Genomic DNA, 13,273 nt, shown 5'->3' on the forward strand with positions numbered 1-13,273 from the left:
CGCCGACCCCGACCTGATCCCGGCGATCGAGGCCAACGCCCGGGTGCTGCTCGGCCCCCGCTACTACGGCCCGCCGAATTTCTCGATCCACAACCACGGACTCATGTCCAACCTCCAGTTGGTGTACGCGGCCGACGTGATCGGCCGGCCCGCGTGGAAGCAGACCGCCTTGCAGCGGATGGCGTCGGAGGGCCCGCAGTCGTTCTCCGACATCGGCATCTCCTGGGAGCAGTCGTCGATGTACCAGGAGGGCAACGCGATCCTGTGGGGTTACGCCGCCGACGTGTTCTCGCAGGCGCCCGGCTATGAGGACGAATCCGCGACGATGACCGCCCTGGTCGACCAGGCGTTGGCGTCGTACTCGTGGATGACGGAGCCCGACGGTGGCATCGTCCAGATCGGCGACTCGGACGAGCAGCCCGGCCGTCCCGCGCCCGCGTCGTGGACGGAGCGGGTGTTGCGGGACGATCAGGCCGGCTGGCTGATCGGCCGCTGGTCGTGGAGTGACCCGGCCACGAACTACTACACGGTCCGCTACGGACCGGGCCGGCGGGCGCACGGCCACCATGACCGCGCCGGCGGCGTCACCTGGAGTACCCAGGGGGTGCGGGTGCTGGTCGGCCCGGGTCGCTTCGCATACGACTCGACCAGCCCGTACCACGCCTACCAGATCAGCCCACAGAGCCACAACGTCGCGATCCCCGACGGTCGTACCGTCTCCGGCTCGGCGTACGCGTCGATCACCAGCTCCAAGGTGCAGGGACCGGCACACGCCTGGAACCTCGGCGACACCGTCTACGGCATCGCCCACACCCGGAATGTCAACATCAACCGCGATCTCAACCAGATGATCGTCAGCGACGACTTCCCGGCCGCGTCGCTGTGGCGGCAGAGTTGGCACCTCGATCCCGACTGGCAGCTCACCTCCGGCGGCGCCGACAGCACCCGGTTGACGTTCGCGCACCCGTCCGGGCGCACGCTGACGATCACCACCACCGGCCGGGTCTCGTCCGTGACGCTGGGCCAGACCCGACCGCCGGCCGGCTGGCACTTCCCGAAGTTCGGACTGCGGGAGTGGGCGCCGGAGATCGTGATCCGGTCGTACGGGCGGGCCAACACCACCACGTTCGTCCTGGCCTGATCCGGGCTCTCGGGCCGGGGGCGCAGGCCGCCGGCCCGAGAGCAGCACCGCGCGGGCATCCGGTGTGCCGCATGCTCCCGTTCCGGCCCTCTCCGTCGACCGCCTTGGCAGGCGTGGCTAATGAGGGTAGCTTTATGGCTATGACAGCCACGCAATACCTCCGGCGCCCCGAAGGACGAATCGCGTACGACGTACAGGGCAGCGGCCCGCTGGTGATCTGCGTACCCGGGATGGCCGAGCTGCGGCAGGCGTACCGGCTGCTGGTGCCGAGGTTGCTCGCCGCGGGCTTCCGGGTCGCCACCATGGACATCCGGGGGCACGGCGACAGCGACGCCACCTTCACGGCGTACGACGATGTCGCGCTCGCCGGCGACCTCCTCGCGCTCATCGACGAACTCGACGGGCCTGCGGTCGTGGTAGGCAACTCGATGGGCGCCGCCGCCGGGGTGATCGCCGCCGCCGAGGCGCCCGCGAAGGTGTCCGGCCTGGCCCTGCTCGGCCCGTTCGTCCGCGGCCCCGCCGGCGGCGCGATGCAGAAGCTGCTGATCCGGGCACTCTTCCTCCGCCCGTGGGGTCCGGCGGCCCTGCTCGGCTACTACCCGAAGTGGCTGCCGGGAACCAAGCCCGAGGGGTACGAGGAGCACAAACGGCGGGTACGCGACAACCTGCGCCGGCCCGGCCACTGGCGGGCCTTCGTCCGGACGAGCCGCACCTCGCACGAGCCCGCCCGGCGGCGACTGGCCGACGTGACGGCGCCGGCCGTGGTGGTGATGGGCGCCGCCGACGTGGACTGGGCAGACCCCGGAGCCGAGGCCGAGTGGATCGGCGGACAGTTGCGGGCCGAGGTGGTCATGGTCCCCGAGGTCGGCCACTTTCCCCAGGCCCAGGCGCCGGACGTGGTCGCCGCCGTCGTGACCCGCCTCGTCGAGCAGGTCGGCAAGGCGTGAGTGGACGGTTCCCGGCCGATCCGACGCCGGGATCCCCCGCTCCGGCGTCGCGGTTGACCAGGCAGTCCACGTCCGGCGGAAAACCTGGCCGGGAATGGTCGAAAAAGATGTTGCTCCACGCCATAGGTCGCCCTACCGTAGTTACCAGAGCGATCAACAAAGCGACACCAGACGACAGGGAGCATCCGATGTTGTGGCAACCATCATCGCAACCGCGACGGCACGTGCCGTCCGGTCCGATGGGTTACGCCATGCTCGGCCGACCCGTCGACCTAAGTGCCAGTGAGTGTGCCGATCTGGGCAACTGGCGGACGTAACGCGACTTCCGACGCGACTACGCCGCCCACCCAGACCGGGACCGGGCGGCGTTTTTCTTTACCCACACAGGGGTGTGGCGCAACTGGCAGCGCAACGGCCTCCAAAACCGAAGGTTGCAGGTTCGAATCCTGTCACCCCTGCTCTTCCCCCGACCTCGGCCGGCGGGACCGGTACCTGTTTGAAAACTCCACAGTGGATGGCAAGAGAAAGCGCCCGGCCGGTGCCGTACCACCGCGCCGGCCGGGCTGATCCGGGGCGAGGGAGACGGCTGACCCGCCTGTTTTGGGAACAGGAGACACCGAGTTCGATTCTCGGGTCCCGGACGCATGGGGCGGTAGCTCAGTGGGAAGAGCGCTGATCTGGCAGGTCTGAGGTGAGGGGTTCGAGTCCCCTCCGCTCCACCACACGCACAGGGACCGTTGGAGTAGTGGTTATCTCGCCAGACTCTCGATCTGGAGAAGGCCGGTTCGATTCCGGCACGGTCTACGCACGACAATCGCGGCCATAGCTCAATGGGAGAGCGCCTGGCATCCAACCAGAGGACCGGAGTTCGATTCTCCGTGGCCGCTCGCGGTGTCCCGTCGGGGAATGGTGTAACTGGCAACATGCCCGGCTTTGAACCGGGAGACGGTATCGCTTGTGCTGGTTCGAGTCCAGCTTCCCCGGCGCCCGCTCCGGTAGCCCAATGGCAGGAGGCAGCGCGCTCAAACCGCGCACAGTGTGCGTTCGAGTCGCACCCGGAGCACCCCGCACCAACACCAGCACCAACACCAACACCAACACATACCCGCGGCTGTAGCTCAGTAGGCAGAGCGCGACATTGCCATTGTCGAGGCCCCCGGTTCGAACCCGGGTAGCCGCTCGAAGATGCGAACCCCACCAACGACGACGAGAAGAGGAGGCATCCGGTGGACGTCCTGGTCATCAACGCCGATCTCGGCCCGCTCCACCGGGTCAGTGTCCGGCACGCCGTACGGATGCTCGTCCGGCGGGTCGCCGAGATCCACGAGGCCGAACCGGACCGGCTGATCGGGGTCTACCCGATGCCGAAGGTCGTCCGGCTCGTCCGGTACGTCGTCACCCGCTGGCGCTTCACGTCCGGACCGGCCTGGTCCCGCTCGGGTGTCCTCGTGCGGGACGGCCGCCGCTGCGGGTACTGCGGCGGACACGCCACCACCGTCGACCACATCCTGCCCCGCTCGCGCGGCGGCCGGAACACCTGGAACAACACCATCGCATCCTGTGACGGATGCAATCAGCGCAAGGCAGACCGCACCCCCGCCGAGGCGGGTATGGCACTGCGGTCGGCAGCGTCGGTACCCACGTGGGCCGCGCTGACCCGGCGCTGAGACGCGGCCGGCGGATCTCGCCCCCGCCGGCCGCCTTTCCCGGATCGTCCAACCGGCAGGACGTCTGACTCTGGATCAGAAAATCGAGGTTCGAATCCTTGTTCGGGAGCGCAATGCCCTCGTGGCCCAATCGGCAGAGGCAACGGTTCGAGGGACCGTACGGTGCGCGTTCGAATCGCGCCGAGGGCACGTTCTCCTGGGGTGGGTGCTGGTGCACAGCGTTGCCTTGCAAGCTGCGCGTGCGCGGTTCGATCCCGCGTCACTCCATCCCGCCCGGGTAGCCCAACGGAAGAGGCCGCCGGCTCAGAACCGGTGTGTTGCAGGTTCGACTCCTGCTCCGGGTACGAGCACAACACGGTGTCGTAGCTCAGTAGGTCAGAGCGCCGGACTGTCGATCCGGAGGTCGCGGGTTCGAGCCCCGTCGACGCCGCGCACGGAGGGTTCGCCATTGGCAAGGCAAGCGGGTTGCTAACTCGTCGCGGGTCACACCGCTGCCGGTTCGACTCCGGCACTCTCCTCTCCGTTCCGTCGTGGTGGGAAGTCGAACCCTCCCGACGGACCACGCCCCTGTAGCTCAGTGGACAGAGCGCTTGGCTACGAACCAAGAGGTCGGACGTTCGAACCGTTCCAGGGGCACACATCGGGACGTGGCGCAGCTTGGTAGCGCACCGCACTGGGGGTGCGGGGGTCGTCGGTTCGAATCCGGCCGTCCCGACTCGACACGGTCGCCGCCATGCGGCGACGACGGATATCGTCTCCGCGACGACACCGAAAGGATCCTGGTGCCCAACCCGACTGAACTGCATAAGGTCAACGCCCTCGTCCAGGGCTTCAAGCCGAAGGCCAAGCGCGAGCTCACCGACGCGCATCGGCGTACCCAGAAGGCGCCGCCGCTGTCCGGCATCTCCCGGACGTACCAACCGTTCGCCGACGACGTCCGGGAGCAGTTGCCGCCGGAGTCGACCCGGGTGCAGTACACCGTCAAGGAGGTCCTCGACGAGGTCGCCTCGACGATGGGCCGGCTGTTCGACCTGCAGCTCATGCAGGACTCCGGGAACGCCGAGGCAAAGGCCGACGTGGTGGTGGACGGGCAGTTGCTCGTCGGGGAGGCACCGGTCACCTACCTGCTGTTCCTGGAGAAGCAACTGGTCGACCTGCGGACCTTCGTCGACGGACTGGCCACTCTGGACGCGGCCGAAAAGTGGGACTTCGATCCCGACCGAGGCTGCTACGCCAGCACTCCGAGCCAGACCCAAAAAATGCGCAAGGTGCACCGCAACCACGTCAAGGCCGAGGCGACGGAGAAGCACCCGGCGCAGGTCGAGGTCTACACCGAGGACGTACCTGTGGGCACCTGGACCACCGTGAAGCTGTCCGGCGCCCTGCCGGCGGAGCGGGTCAAGGTGCTGCGTAGCCGGGTCGACAAGCTGCTGGAGGCCGTAAAGGTGGCCCGCGAGGAAGCGAACGGCAGCACCGTCGAGGACCGCGCGATCGGTGACCAGGTGTTCGGCTACCTGTTCGGGTAAGCTTCCAGACGCCCCCTTGGAGCGGGGGTTACGCGCGAAAGCGCGAAGCTGAGACTGACCTGTCAGGCTCACAAGGGTGACGGTTCCAGTGGAGGTTCGAGTCCTCCTCCCGGCACTTCGGGCCGGGATAGCCCAATTGGTAGAGGCAGGCCGTCTCCGGTCAGGCTGAGATTATCGCTCCAGACTCAGCACCCCCACCCATCGCCAGACCTACCGACCACGACAACCTCGTTGAGATGCTGGTTCGAGTCCAGTCTGCCGCTCCAACCTGCGGCGGTAGCTTAATGGCAAAGCGTTGCGACCGAAGACTGATCGTGGAACTTAAACGCCGCTGGCGTGCGAACGGGTGGACCTCAGGGACCCCGGGGCAGGGCATGCCCCGGGGCTCCGCCAATCGGCGGGTTGTGGCTCAGCTTGGTAGAGCACCGCGTTCGGGACGCGGGGGTCGTCGGTTCGAATCCGGCCAACCCGACAATGGAAGGCGCCGCTCAGCGGTGGGCGACCGGTCTTGAAAACCGGGGTGCCGGCAACGGCAGGGGTTCGACTCCTCCGCCTTCCTCTCCACATTTCCCAGCAGCAGGACATCGCGCGCCGCTAGCTCAACGGTAGAGCTACGCACTCTTAATGCGTAGGTTCGGGGTTCGAGTCCCTGGCGGCGTACTCGCGCCGATGGCGCAGTGGTAGCGCGGCGGTCTCATAAGCCGCAGGTCCCGGGTTCCCGGTCCCGCCTCCGTTCCGGTAGCTCAGCCTGGTAGAGCGCCGCGTCGACATCGCGGAAGTCGCTGGTTCGAGTCCAGCCCGGAACACGCATGGCGCCGTAGACGAGTGGCCAGAGTCGCCGGGCTTTCACCCCGGAGTTCGCGGGTTCGAATCCCGTCGGCGCTACAGAATCCCAGCCTCGGCGGCCCGTACGCCGGGGCGACGCCCGGATAGCTCAGCGGCAGCAGCGCCTCGTTTACACCGAGGAGGTCCCTGGTTCGATCCCAGGTCCGGGCACGGTGGCGGAAGCTCAGCCAGGTTGAGCGCCGGAATGTGAATCCGGAGGTCGCGGGTTCGAATCCCGTACGTCACCCCAAGCGCGTCGTGGGCGGCTGGTCGCCCGGCGGCCTGTAAAGCCGTTGCTTCGGCATGCCTGGTTCGAGTCCAGGGACGCGCACCGTGCCCCCGTAGCTCAGCGGAAAGAGCGCGGCGTTCCGAGCGCCGGGGCCGCTGGTTCGATTCCAGCCGGGGGCGCAGCACGACCTCGTCTCGTCCCCGGTGGGGCGGCCCGTCTGCAAAACGGGTGATTCTGTTCGGGTTCGACTCCCGACGAGGTCTCGACCTGCCATCCACTGTGGGCGTCGTGGGCGCGGGCGTCAGGATTCAATCATCCACATGACACTTGTCATCTAGACGATTGAACAACTATCGTCGCGGCATGCCCGAGAGCGAAGATCCCCCGTCCCGGCCGAGGCGACAACCCCGTCGCGCATCCACTCCGGACGAGCGGGGCCGGGCAGCCGAGCAGACTCGCGACCGGATACTCCAGGCTGCGGTACAGGAGTTCGGCGCGAAGGGGTACGCCGGAGCCCGTACGGCGGAGATCGCGGCCCGGGCCGGGGTCAACCAGCAGCTTATTTCGTACTACTTCGGCGGGAAGCGCGGGCTGCTGGACGAGTTGCGGCGCCGCTGGGCGGCCACCGAGGCCTCGGTCCGCCCGGCCGACACCAGCTTCGCGGCCTCGGTGTCGGCCTATCTGGACGCGACGCTGGACCGGCCGGACTGGGCCCGGCTGGTGATCTGGCAGGCGCTCGGCGACGACCGGGGCGACCAGGTCGACCCGGTCGACAGCCAGCGGGCACGGCTCGGACCGGCCCTGGAGCGGCTCCGGCAGCGTCAGCGGAGCGGCGAGGTCACCTCGGCGGTCGACGCCGAGTTCATCCTGCTGCTGACCCACCTGGTGACGTTCGCGCCGGTCGCGATGCCGTCCATCGTCGAGGCGATCTTCAACGTCGACCCGTACTCGCCGGAATACCGGGACCGGTGCCTCGCCCAGTTGCTCACGCTGCTGCACGCGCAGGACGCCGCCGGCACCACCTCGGCCACCGACCCGGACACCACCTCCCCGATCGCCGCGGACGACGCGACCAGAGCGGACGACGCGACCAGAGTGGACGACGCGACCAGAGTGGACGATGAGATCGGAGCAGACGATGAGTAGGACCGTCGTGTTCGACAGTTACGGTGCCGCCGAGGTGCTGCACGTCATCGACGTCGACCCGCCGGAGCCGGGTCCCGGCCAGATCCGCGTCGAGGTCAGGGCCGCCGGGGTGCAGCCGTTCGACGCGCTGTTCCGCAGGGGGGCGGCCCAGCAGTGGCTACCGGCCCGGTTCCCGCAGCGGCTCGGCAACGAGTTCGCGGGCGTCGTCGACGCCGTCGGCTCCGGGGTGGCCACGTTCACCGTCGGTGCCGAGGTGCTCGGCTGGGCCATGCTCACCTCGTACGCCGAGCACGTCGTGGTCGGTGCCGGTGATGTCGTACCGAAGCCGGCGGCGATGCCGTGGACCGAGGCGGGGGTGGTGTCGGCGTCCGGACAGACCGCGTGGAGCGCGTTGCGCCAGTTGCGGATCGACGGCTCCGACACCCTGCTGGTCCACGCGGCGGCCGGTGGTGTCGGCTCCTTCGCCGTACAGCTCGCCAGGGCCCGGGGTGCCGTTGTCATCGGTACCGCCAGCGAGCGCAACCATGGCTACCTCCGCACTCTCGGCGCGATCCCGGTCGCGTACGGGGACGGCCTCGTCGACCGGGTCCGGGCCGCCGCGCCGGACGGAGTCGACGTCGCGCTCGACGCCTCCGGCACGGTCGAGGCCCTGCGGGCGTCACTCGACCTCGTCGGCTCCCCCGAACGCGTCGGAACGGTCGCCTTCCAACCCGCCGCCGCCGAGTTGGGCATCCGGCGGCTGAGCACCGAGCGATCCGCCGAGCAGTTGCGCGAACTCACCGGGCTGTACGCGGCCGGAGCACTGCGGGTCACGATCGACCGGGCGTACCCGCTCGCCGAGGCGGCGTCGGCGCACCGCGCGATCGAGACCGGGCACGCCCGGGGCAAGATCGTCCTCGTTCCGTGACCCCGCCGGAACCGGTCTTCACCCCGGGAGAGCTCGACTACCTGGCCGCCCAACCGTTGGGCCGGCTCGCGACCGCCCAACCCGATGGCACACTCCAGATCAGTCCGGTGGCGTTCTACCACCACCCGGACAGGCAGACCATCGACATCGGCGGTCACGGCATGGCCGCCAGCCAGAAGTTCCGGAACGTCCGCGCCAACGGCCGGGTCGCCCTGGTCGTCGACGACGTCGCCTCGGTCCAGCCGTGGCGGGTCCGGTGCCTGGAGATCCGGGGGCGCGGCGAGGCTCTCGTCGATCCGACGGATTCGGCGGCGAGGCTGCCAGGGGCGATCATCCGGATCTACGCCCTGCGCATCATCAGTTGGGGCATCGACCCGCCGGGGCTTGGACGGGGCAGCCGCAACGTCCCGGGACCGCCACCCGGGCGCTGACCGCCGGCCCACGCGACCGGCTGGCGGCAGCCGGGTGGGTCAGCGTCGAGCGGCCGTCGCGGCCCGCCAGGCCCGGATCCCGAGTACGCCGACCGTCGTACCGATCACCAGGGACGCCCCGATCAGCAGGGCGTGTACCCACAGGAAGCTGGTCGGGCTGCCCTGTCCGATCTCGCCGGTCGACCAGGCGCGGGCGTCGTTCCAGATCGCGACCCCGAACCGGGGCCAGATGACCCAGGTCCACACCCCCACCAGGATCAGGAAGCCGGACCAGGCCCGCGTCAACATCATGGCTGGCCAGTATGCCAGTCACCCCGATCGGGTCGAGAGCGACCGGTCACCCCCTGACCGGCCGCTCTCGACCTGACCGGCCCGCCCGGACCGATCTCCCCCCGCCGGACCGCCCCGGCCGATCTCCCCCCGACCGATCGGCCTCCGGCCTGTTCAGCCCGCTCCGCTCAGCTCGGCACCGGTCCGGCCTCGACGGTCGTGGCGAGTCGACGCCGGACGCCCAGCAGTACGAGCCCGCCGAAGACCATCCCGAACGCCACCGTGCCCAGCAGGGCGAACGACTCTCCGGGCAGCAGCCCACCGACCGACCGGGCCACGGTGCCGAGCGCCATGTAGAGCCCGGCCCAGAGCACCGCGCCGACCGCCGCGAACCCGACGAACCGGCGGTACGACATCCGTAGTCCGCCCGCGGCGAGCGGCAGCAGCGCGTTCAGCACCGGCAGGAAGGGCGCCACCATGACCATCCGGCCCCCACCGCTGCCGAGCATCCGTTCTGCGGCCGCCCAGCGTGCCTCCCCGATCCACGCCCCCGTCCGGCTGCGGCGCAACCGCGCACCGAACCGCCGCCCGGCGAAGAAGGTGAGCGACCATCCGCCGAGGCAGCCGCCGATCACCGCGAGGAACGCACTCACGCTCGCCGGCCGCCCGACCCCCACGGCGGCGAGCACCGCGACGTCGCCGGGCACGAGTACGCCCAGCAGCGGAATCGCGTCGAGCATCATGACCACACCGAGCACCGCCAGAAAGACCACCGACGGAAGCTCCCCCACCTGAACCAGCCAGTCAGCCACGTGAAGAACGTTACGGAGGAAACGGGGCGTGGACATCCGGGTCAAGCCCCCGGAAGCGCGGCCGGTAACCCTGACACGATCTCGGGGTATGTCCCCCGCCCGGCGTAGCCCGGAACTACCCCGGTCGCGGTACGCCGGACTCGCCCGGCAACGGTACGACTCGCGACTTCCGGCCGCATTCGGCAGCCCGGGGGGCTACTGTCGGTGCGTGCGGGGCGCGCCGCTTCCCAGACGCGCCGCTAAGGAGACACGTATGGCAACCGGGACCGTGAAGTGGTTCAACTCGGAAAAGGGCTTCGGCTTCATCGAGCAGGATGGTGGGGGGCCGGACGTTTTCGTCCATTACTCGGCGATCTCGTCGTCCGGCTACCGAGAACTCAACGAGGGGCAGAAGGTCGAATTTGACGTGACGCAGGGCGACAAGGGTCCGCAGGCGGCGAACGTCCAGCCGCGCTGACCAACCCGACCCTCCGGCCCTGGACCCATCCGTCAGGTTCGGTCCGGGGCCGGGCGGTCGGGCAGTTCCCGGTGCCGGCGGAGCGGACCGATCAGCAGGATCAACCCGGCCAGCGCCAGGCCACCGGTGATCAACCACATCGCCGGGCGGAGGCCCAGGGCGGTGCCGAGGGTGCCGCCCAGCACGGCACCCAGCGGGATGGTGCCGTAGTTGACGACCTGCATGCTCACGATGGCCCGACCGAGCAATCCGTGCGGCACGTACGCCTGGCGGAAACTGCCCTTGAGCACGTTGCCCACGACGGTGCCGGCGCCGATCACCACTCCGGCGACGACCACGAACGCCAGCCGTATCCCGGGTCCGGCCAGTGGGATCAGCAGTCCGAACGGCGCGGCGCCCAGGTTGCTCACGAGCATCGCCCGGGCGCTGCCGAGTCGCTGGCGCAGCGGTGTGGCGAGGGCGGCGCCGAGGACTCCGCCGAGGCTCATGGCGGCGACCAGGGCCCCGACCGCGCCCGGACTGACCCCGACCTCGCGGACCAGGAAGACCACCAGGATCGCCTGGTATCCGGTCAGCCCGAGGTTGCTGACCGCGCCGAACACGGTCATCACCCGCAGGTAGGGATCGCGGGCCACGAACCGGATGCCCTCGGCGATCTCCCGGCCCAGTCCGGCGGCGGCCCGGTCGACGGCCCGGCGCGGTTCCCGGACCCGGATCGCCAGCAGGCAGGCGGCCGAGCCCAGGAAGCTCGCCACGTCCAGCAGGAGGGCGAGCACCGGGCCGACCGCCGAGGCCAGCAGCCCGGCGGCTCCGGGGCCGGCGACCTGGGCGACCGCCTCGGTGCCCTGCAACTTCGCGTTGCCCTCCGGCAACTCGGACCGGGCCAGTAGCACGGGCAGCCAGACCTGGTACGCGGTCTTGAAGAAGACGCTGACGATGCCGCCGCCGAGCGCCACGGCCAGCAGGTGGCCGATGCTCAGCGCCCCGAGCCAGGCGGCGATCGGCACGCTGAGGAACAGCAGCGCCGCGACCAGGTCGCAGACCAGCATCACCGGCCGGGCCGGCAGCCGGTCGACCCAGGCTCCGGCGGGCAGCCCGACGACCAGCCACGGCAGCCAGGCCGCCGCGGTCAGCAGCGCGACCTGGAACGTGCTGGCGTGCAGCACCGTGACGGCGACCAGCGGCAGCGCCACGCTGGTCACACTGCTGCCGAAGCTGCTCGCGGCCTGGCCGGTCCAGAACAGTCGGAAGTTCCGTCGCCGCAGCAGTCCGCCGGGGCGGCGTGGCGGGCCGGCCCGGGTCAGCGTCGGGGCCGACGTGGGGCTGCTCACGGCCGGGCCGGAATGCCGTAGGCGAAGAGGAACACCGGCTCGCGCCGACGGCCGTCGTCCGGTACCTCGCGGTCGGCCCACCGGGCCAGTACGGCGTTCAGTTCCTCGCTCAGCGCGGCGAGTTCCTCGGGGGTGAGCCGTAGCCACCGGTCGGTGGAGAAGGGGCCGTCCCCCCATGCCTCGTGCACGTCGTCAGCGGCGGCGTGCCAGTCCCGGACCAGGCCGGCGTGCCGGTCGAGGTTGAGCGAGACGGCGGCCTGCTGCACGGCCTGGGCCGCCGGGTCGGCGGCGAAGTCGGAGCTGGACCAGCGCACGCCGGGGGCGACCAGGCGCCACCAGCGTTCGCGGCGGTCCCGGGCCAGTTCGGGCGCTTCCTGGACGAGTTCGGAGGCGGCGAGCACCTTCAGGTGGTGGCTGACGTTGGCCACCGCCTGTTCGGTGCGCTCGGCCAGCATGCTGACGGTCGACGGCCCGTGCACCTTGAGCACGTCCATCAGCCGGCGCCGGAGCGGATGGGACATCGCGGCGAGCACCCGCGAGTCGGTGACCTGACGAACCTGCTTCTCCATGACCTCAGACTGACATGTACAACGATCGTTGCGCAACCGCTCTTGCGCAACAGTTGTTGTGCATCACCCGGAAAGCCCACGATCCACCACCGCCCAAAGGCCATATTTGTGAATACATAGCGACAACCTCACCTGCACACCATGACGTAGCATGGCTCCCGTGGTTCTCCCGGGTGAACGCACCGAGAAGGTCCCGGTGGACGGCGTCGTCATCGACCGCGACAGTCCGATGCCGCTCTACTTCCAGATCGCCCAGCAACTGGAGCAGGCGATCACCAGCGGTGCGCTGCCCGCCGGCTGCCGGCTCGACAACGAGATCGAACTCGCCGACCAGCTCGCGGTCAGCCGACCGACCCTGCGCAAGGCGATCGAGACGCTGGTCCGACAGGGTCTGCTGGTGCGGCGGCGCGGCCTCGGCACCGTGGTGATGGCCCGGCCGGTACGCCGCCCGCTCGCCCTCACCAGCCTCTTCGACGACCTGGCCAGCACCGGCCGGGCACCGACGACCGAGGTTCTCGAGTTCGGACTCGGGCCGGCCGACCACGACGCGGCGGCGGCGCTCGGCATACCCGAGGGCACCGAAGTGATCGTGGTCGAGCGACTGCGCCGTTCCGACGGCGAGCCGCTGGCGCTGATGCGCAACTACCTGCCGCCCGCCCTGGTCAGCGTGGACCGGGAGAGTCTGGGCGAGTACGGGCTCTACCAGTTGCTGCGCCGGCAGGGCGTGACCCTGCACCTGGCCAACCAGCAGGTCTCGGCCCGACCGGCCCGTCCCCGGGAGGCCCGGCTGCTCGGCGTGCCCCGCAACACCACCGTGCTCACCATCCACCGGACCACGTACGACTCGGCCGGCCGCGCCGTCGAGTACGGCGCCCACTGCTACCTCGCGGCGCGCTACTCCGTCGAGATGACCCTGGTGACCCGGTAACCCGGTAACCCGGTACCCGGCGCGCGGATCGCCGTCCGCCGATTTCCGGTCGGCGGGCGCGGCGGTGGATGGCCGGGCGTCGGTTCG

13 protein-coding genes and 26 tRNA genes are annotated in these 13,273 nt (G+C 69.9%); 35 read left to right on the forward strand and 4 right to left on the reverse strand.

Features of this window, described 5'->3' with window-relative positions; translation table 11 throughout:
* The 33 genes from ACFP2T_RS28745 to ACFP2T_RS28905 all read left to right on the forward strand — a co-directional run.
* On the forward strand, positions 1–1,141 hold a 1,141-nt coding region (locus tag ACFP2T_RS28745), incomplete at its 5' end, for a hypothetical protein (protein WP_377427040.1).
* A 140-nt stretch (positions 1,142–1,281) separates the two neighbouring features.
* Positions 1,282–2,088 (forward strand): alpha/beta fold hydrolase, encoded by an 807-nt coding sequence (locus tag ACFP2T_RS28750; RefSeq protein ID WP_377427043.1) that lies wholly within the window; start codon positions 1,282–1,284, stop codon positions 2,086–2,088.
* A 385-nt stretch (positions 2,089–2,473) separates the two neighbouring features.
* Positions 2,474–2,546, forward strand: a tRNA-Trp gene (locus tag ACFP2T_RS28755).
* Positions 2,547–2,656: 110 nt separating this feature from the next.
* A tRNA-Pro gene (locus ACFP2T_RS28760) sits at positions 2,657–2,729 on the forward strand.
* A gap of 5 nt (positions 2,730–2,734) precedes the next feature.
* Positions 2,735–2,810, forward strand: a tRNA-Ala gene (locus ACFP2T_RS28765).
* Positions 2,811–2,819: 9 nt separating this feature from the next.
* Positions 2,820–2,892 (forward strand) — tRNA-Glu (locus tag ACFP2T_RS28770).
* Positions 2,893–2,904: 12 nt separating this feature from the next.
* Positions 2,905–2,975: transfer RNA gene (locus ACFP2T_RS28775), tRNA-Gly, on the forward strand.
* Positions 2,976–2,988: 13 nt separating this feature from the next.
* A tRNA-Gln gene (locus tag ACFP2T_RS28780) sits at positions 2,989–3,072 on the forward strand.
* A 5-nt stretch (positions 3,073–3,077) separates the two neighbouring features.
* Positions 3,078–3,151, forward strand: a tRNA-Leu gene (locus tag ACFP2T_RS28785).
* A 44-nt stretch (positions 3,152–3,195) separates the two neighbouring features.
* Positions 3,196–3,268: transfer RNA gene (locus ACFP2T_RS28790), tRNA-Gly, on the forward strand.
* Positions 3,269–3,314: 46 nt separating this feature from the next.
* Complete coding sequence (locus ACFP2T_RS28795; protein ID WP_377427045.1) at positions 3,315–3,755, forward strand: HNH endonuclease; 441 nt, start codon at positions 3,315–3,317, stop codon at positions 3,753–3,755.
* A 37-nt stretch (positions 3,756–3,792) separates the two neighbouring features.
* Positions 3,793–3,864, forward strand: a tRNA-Gln gene (locus ACFP2T_RS28800).
* A gap of 6 nt (positions 3,865–3,870) precedes the next feature.
* Positions 3,871–3,944, forward strand: a tRNA-Leu gene (locus ACFP2T_RS28805).
* 9 nt (positions 3,945–3,953) lie between these two features.
* A tRNA-Ala gene (locus ACFP2T_RS28810) sits at positions 3,954–4,022 on the forward strand.
* Between the two features lie 4 nt (positions 4,023–4,026).
* Positions 4,027–4,099 (forward strand) — tRNA-Leu (locus tag ACFP2T_RS28815).
* 12 nt (positions 4,100–4,111) lie between these two features.
* Positions 4,112–4,185: transfer RNA gene (locus tag ACFP2T_RS28820), tRNA-Asp, on the forward strand.
* Between the two features lie 5 nt (positions 4,186–4,190).
* Positions 4,191–4,273 (forward strand) — tRNA-Ser (locus tag ACFP2T_RS28825).
* 45 nt (positions 4,274–4,318) lie between these two features.
* Positions 4,319–4,391 (forward strand) — tRNA-Arg (locus ACFP2T_RS28830).
* Between the two features lie 5 nt (positions 4,392–4,396).
* Positions 4,397–4,470: transfer RNA gene (locus ACFP2T_RS28835), tRNA-Pro, on the forward strand.
* Positions 4,471–4,537: 67 nt separating this feature from the next.
* Positions 4,538–5,281: a DUF7873 family protein gene (locus ACFP2T_RS28840; RefSeq protein ID WP_377427048.1), complete on the forward strand. Its 744-nt coding sequence runs from the start codon at positions 4,538–4,540 to the stop codon at positions 5,279–5,281.
* Positions 5,282–5,679: 398 nt separating this feature from the next.
* Positions 5,680–5,753, forward strand: a tRNA-Pro gene (locus ACFP2T_RS28845).
* 4 nt (positions 5,754–5,757) lie between these two features.
* A tRNA-Ser gene (locus ACFP2T_RS28850) sits at positions 5,758–5,840 on the forward strand.
* A 29-nt stretch (positions 5,841–5,869) separates the two neighbouring features.
* Positions 5,870–5,941: transfer RNA gene (locus tag ACFP2T_RS28855), tRNA-Lys, on the forward strand.
* Between the two features lie 72 nt (positions 5,942–6,013).
* A tRNA-Val gene (locus tag ACFP2T_RS28860) sits at positions 6,014–6,087 on the forward strand.
* Positions 6,088–6,092: 5 nt separating this feature from the next.
* Positions 6,093–6,166: transfer RNA gene (locus ACFP2T_RS28865), tRNA-Glu, on the forward strand.
* A 38-nt stretch (positions 6,167–6,204) separates the two neighbouring features.
* Positions 6,205–6,277 (forward strand) — tRNA-Val (locus tag ACFP2T_RS28870).
* 2 nt (positions 6,278–6,279) lie between these two features.
* A tRNA-His gene (locus tag ACFP2T_RS28875) sits at positions 6,280–6,356 on the forward strand.
* Position 6,357: 1 nt separating this feature from the next.
* Positions 6,358–6,437 (forward strand) — tRNA-Tyr (locus tag ACFP2T_RS28880).
* Positions 6,438–6,441: 4 nt separating this feature from the next.
* Positions 6,442–6,514: transfer RNA gene (locus ACFP2T_RS28885), tRNA-Arg, on the forward strand.
* Between the two features lie 6 nt (positions 6,515–6,520).
* Positions 6,521–6,598: transfer RNA gene (locus ACFP2T_RS28890), tRNA-Cys, on the forward strand.
* Positions 6,599–6,698: 100 nt separating this feature from the next.
* Positions 6,699–7,481 carry a TetR/AcrR family transcriptional regulator gene (locus ACFP2T_RS28895; protein ID WP_377427051.1) on the forward strand — a complete coding sequence of 261 codons (783 nt, stop codon included), beginning with the start codon at positions 6,699–6,701 and terminating at the stop codon, positions 7,479–7,481.
* Positions 7,474–8,388: an NADP-dependent oxidoreductase gene (locus ACFP2T_RS28900; RefSeq protein WP_377427054.1), complete on the forward strand. Its 915-nt coding sequence runs from the start codon at positions 7,474–7,476 to the stop codon at positions 8,386–8,388. Before ACFP2T_RS28895 ends, ACFP2T_RS28900 begins: the two co-directional genes overlap by 8 nt.
* The gene (locus tag ACFP2T_RS28905) at positions 8,385–8,819 is read left to right on the forward strand and encodes a PPOX class F420-dependent oxidoreductase (protein WP_377427057.1); all 435 of its coding nucleotides are present in this window, start codon (positions 8,385–8,387) and stop codon (positions 8,817–8,819) included. Before ACFP2T_RS28900 ends, ACFP2T_RS28905 begins: the two co-directional genes overlap by 4 nt.
* Before the next feature lie 39 nt (positions 8,820–8,858).
* Here ACFP2T_RS28905 and ACFP2T_RS28910 read toward each other — a convergent pair whose 3' ends face one another.
* Positions 8,859–9,110 (reverse strand): SCO4848 family membrane protein, encoded by a 252-nt coding sequence (locus ACFP2T_RS28910; protein WP_377427060.1) that lies wholly within the window; start codon positions 9,108–9,110, stop codon positions 8,859–8,861.
* A gap of 167 nt (positions 9,111–9,277) precedes the next feature.
* The gene (locus ACFP2T_RS28915) at positions 9,278–9,901 is read right to left on the reverse strand and encodes a DedA family protein (RefSeq protein WP_377427063.1); all 624 of its coding nucleotides are present in this window, start codon (positions 9,899–9,901) and stop codon (positions 9,278–9,280) included.
* A gap of 253 nt (positions 9,902–10,154) precedes the next feature.
* Between ACFP2T_RS28915 and ACFP2T_RS28920 the strand changes: the two genes are divergently transcribed.
* Complete coding sequence (locus tag ACFP2T_RS28920) at positions 10,155–10,358, forward strand: cold-shock protein (protein WP_192771124.1); 204 nt, start codon at positions 10,155–10,157, stop codon at positions 10,356–10,358.
* Positions 10,359–10,390: 32 nt separating this feature from the next.
* Here the strand turns inward: ACFP2T_RS28920 and ACFP2T_RS28925 are convergent, their stop codons facing one another.
* Together ACFP2T_RS28925 and ACFP2T_RS28930 are read right to left on the reverse strand one after the other, a co-directional pair.
* Complete coding sequence (locus ACFP2T_RS28925; RefSeq protein WP_377427067.1) at positions 10,391–11,689, reverse strand: MFS transporter; 1,299 nt, start codon at positions 11,687–11,689, stop codon at positions 10,391–10,393.
* On the reverse strand, positions 11,686–12,258 hold the full coding sequence (locus ACFP2T_RS28930) for an ArsR/SmtB family transcription factor (RefSeq protein WP_377427070.1): 573 nt from the start codon (positions 12,256–12,258) through the stop codon (positions 11,686–11,688). Before ACFP2T_RS28930 ends, ACFP2T_RS28925 begins: the two co-directional genes overlap by 4 nt.
* Positions 12,259–12,418: 160 nt before the next feature.
* On the opposite strand from ACFP2T_RS28930, the gene ACFP2T_RS28935 reads away from it, so the two are divergent.
* The gene (locus tag ACFP2T_RS28935) at positions 12,419–13,186 is read left to right on the forward strand and encodes a GntR family transcriptional regulator (protein WP_377427072.1); all 768 of its coding nucleotides are present in this window, start codon (positions 12,419–12,421) and stop codon (positions 13,184–13,186) included.
* Positions 13,187–13,273 lie beyond the last annotated feature (87 nt).

Source organism: Plantactinospora solaniradicis (assembly GCF_042658085.1).
GTDB classification, from domain to species: Bacteria; Actinomycetota; Actinomycetes; order Mycobacteriales; family Micromonosporaceae; genus Plantactinospora; species Plantactinospora solaniradicis.

Excerpts from the sequence above, each read along its gene's own strand:
- ACFP2T_RS28910 (WP_377427060.1), bottom strand. The coding sequence starts at position 9,110 with ATGATGTTGACGCGGGCCTGGTCCGGCTTCCTGATCCTGGTGGGGGTG.
- ACFP2T_RS28895 (WP_377427051.1), top strand. The coding sequence starts at position 6,699 with ATGCCCGAGAGCGAAGATCCCCCGTCCCGGCCGAGGCGACAACCCCGT.
- ACFP2T_RS28930 (WP_377427070.1), bottom strand. The coding sequence starts at position 12,258 with ATGGAGAAGCAGGTTCGTCAGGTCACCGACTCGCGGGTGCTCGCCGCG.
- ACFP2T_RS28920 (WP_192771124.1), top strand. The coding sequence starts at position 10,155 with ATGGCAACCGGGACCGTGAAGTGGTTCAACTCGGAAAAGGGCTTCGGC.
- ACFP2T_RS28900 (WP_377427054.1), top strand. The coding sequence starts at position 7,474 with ATGAGTAGGACCGTCGTGTTCGACAGTTACGGTGCCGCCGAGGTGCTG.
- ACFP2T_RS28750 (WP_377427043.1), top strand. The coding sequence starts at position 1,282 with ATGACAGCCACGCAATACCTCCGGCGCCCCGAAGGACGAATCGCGTAC.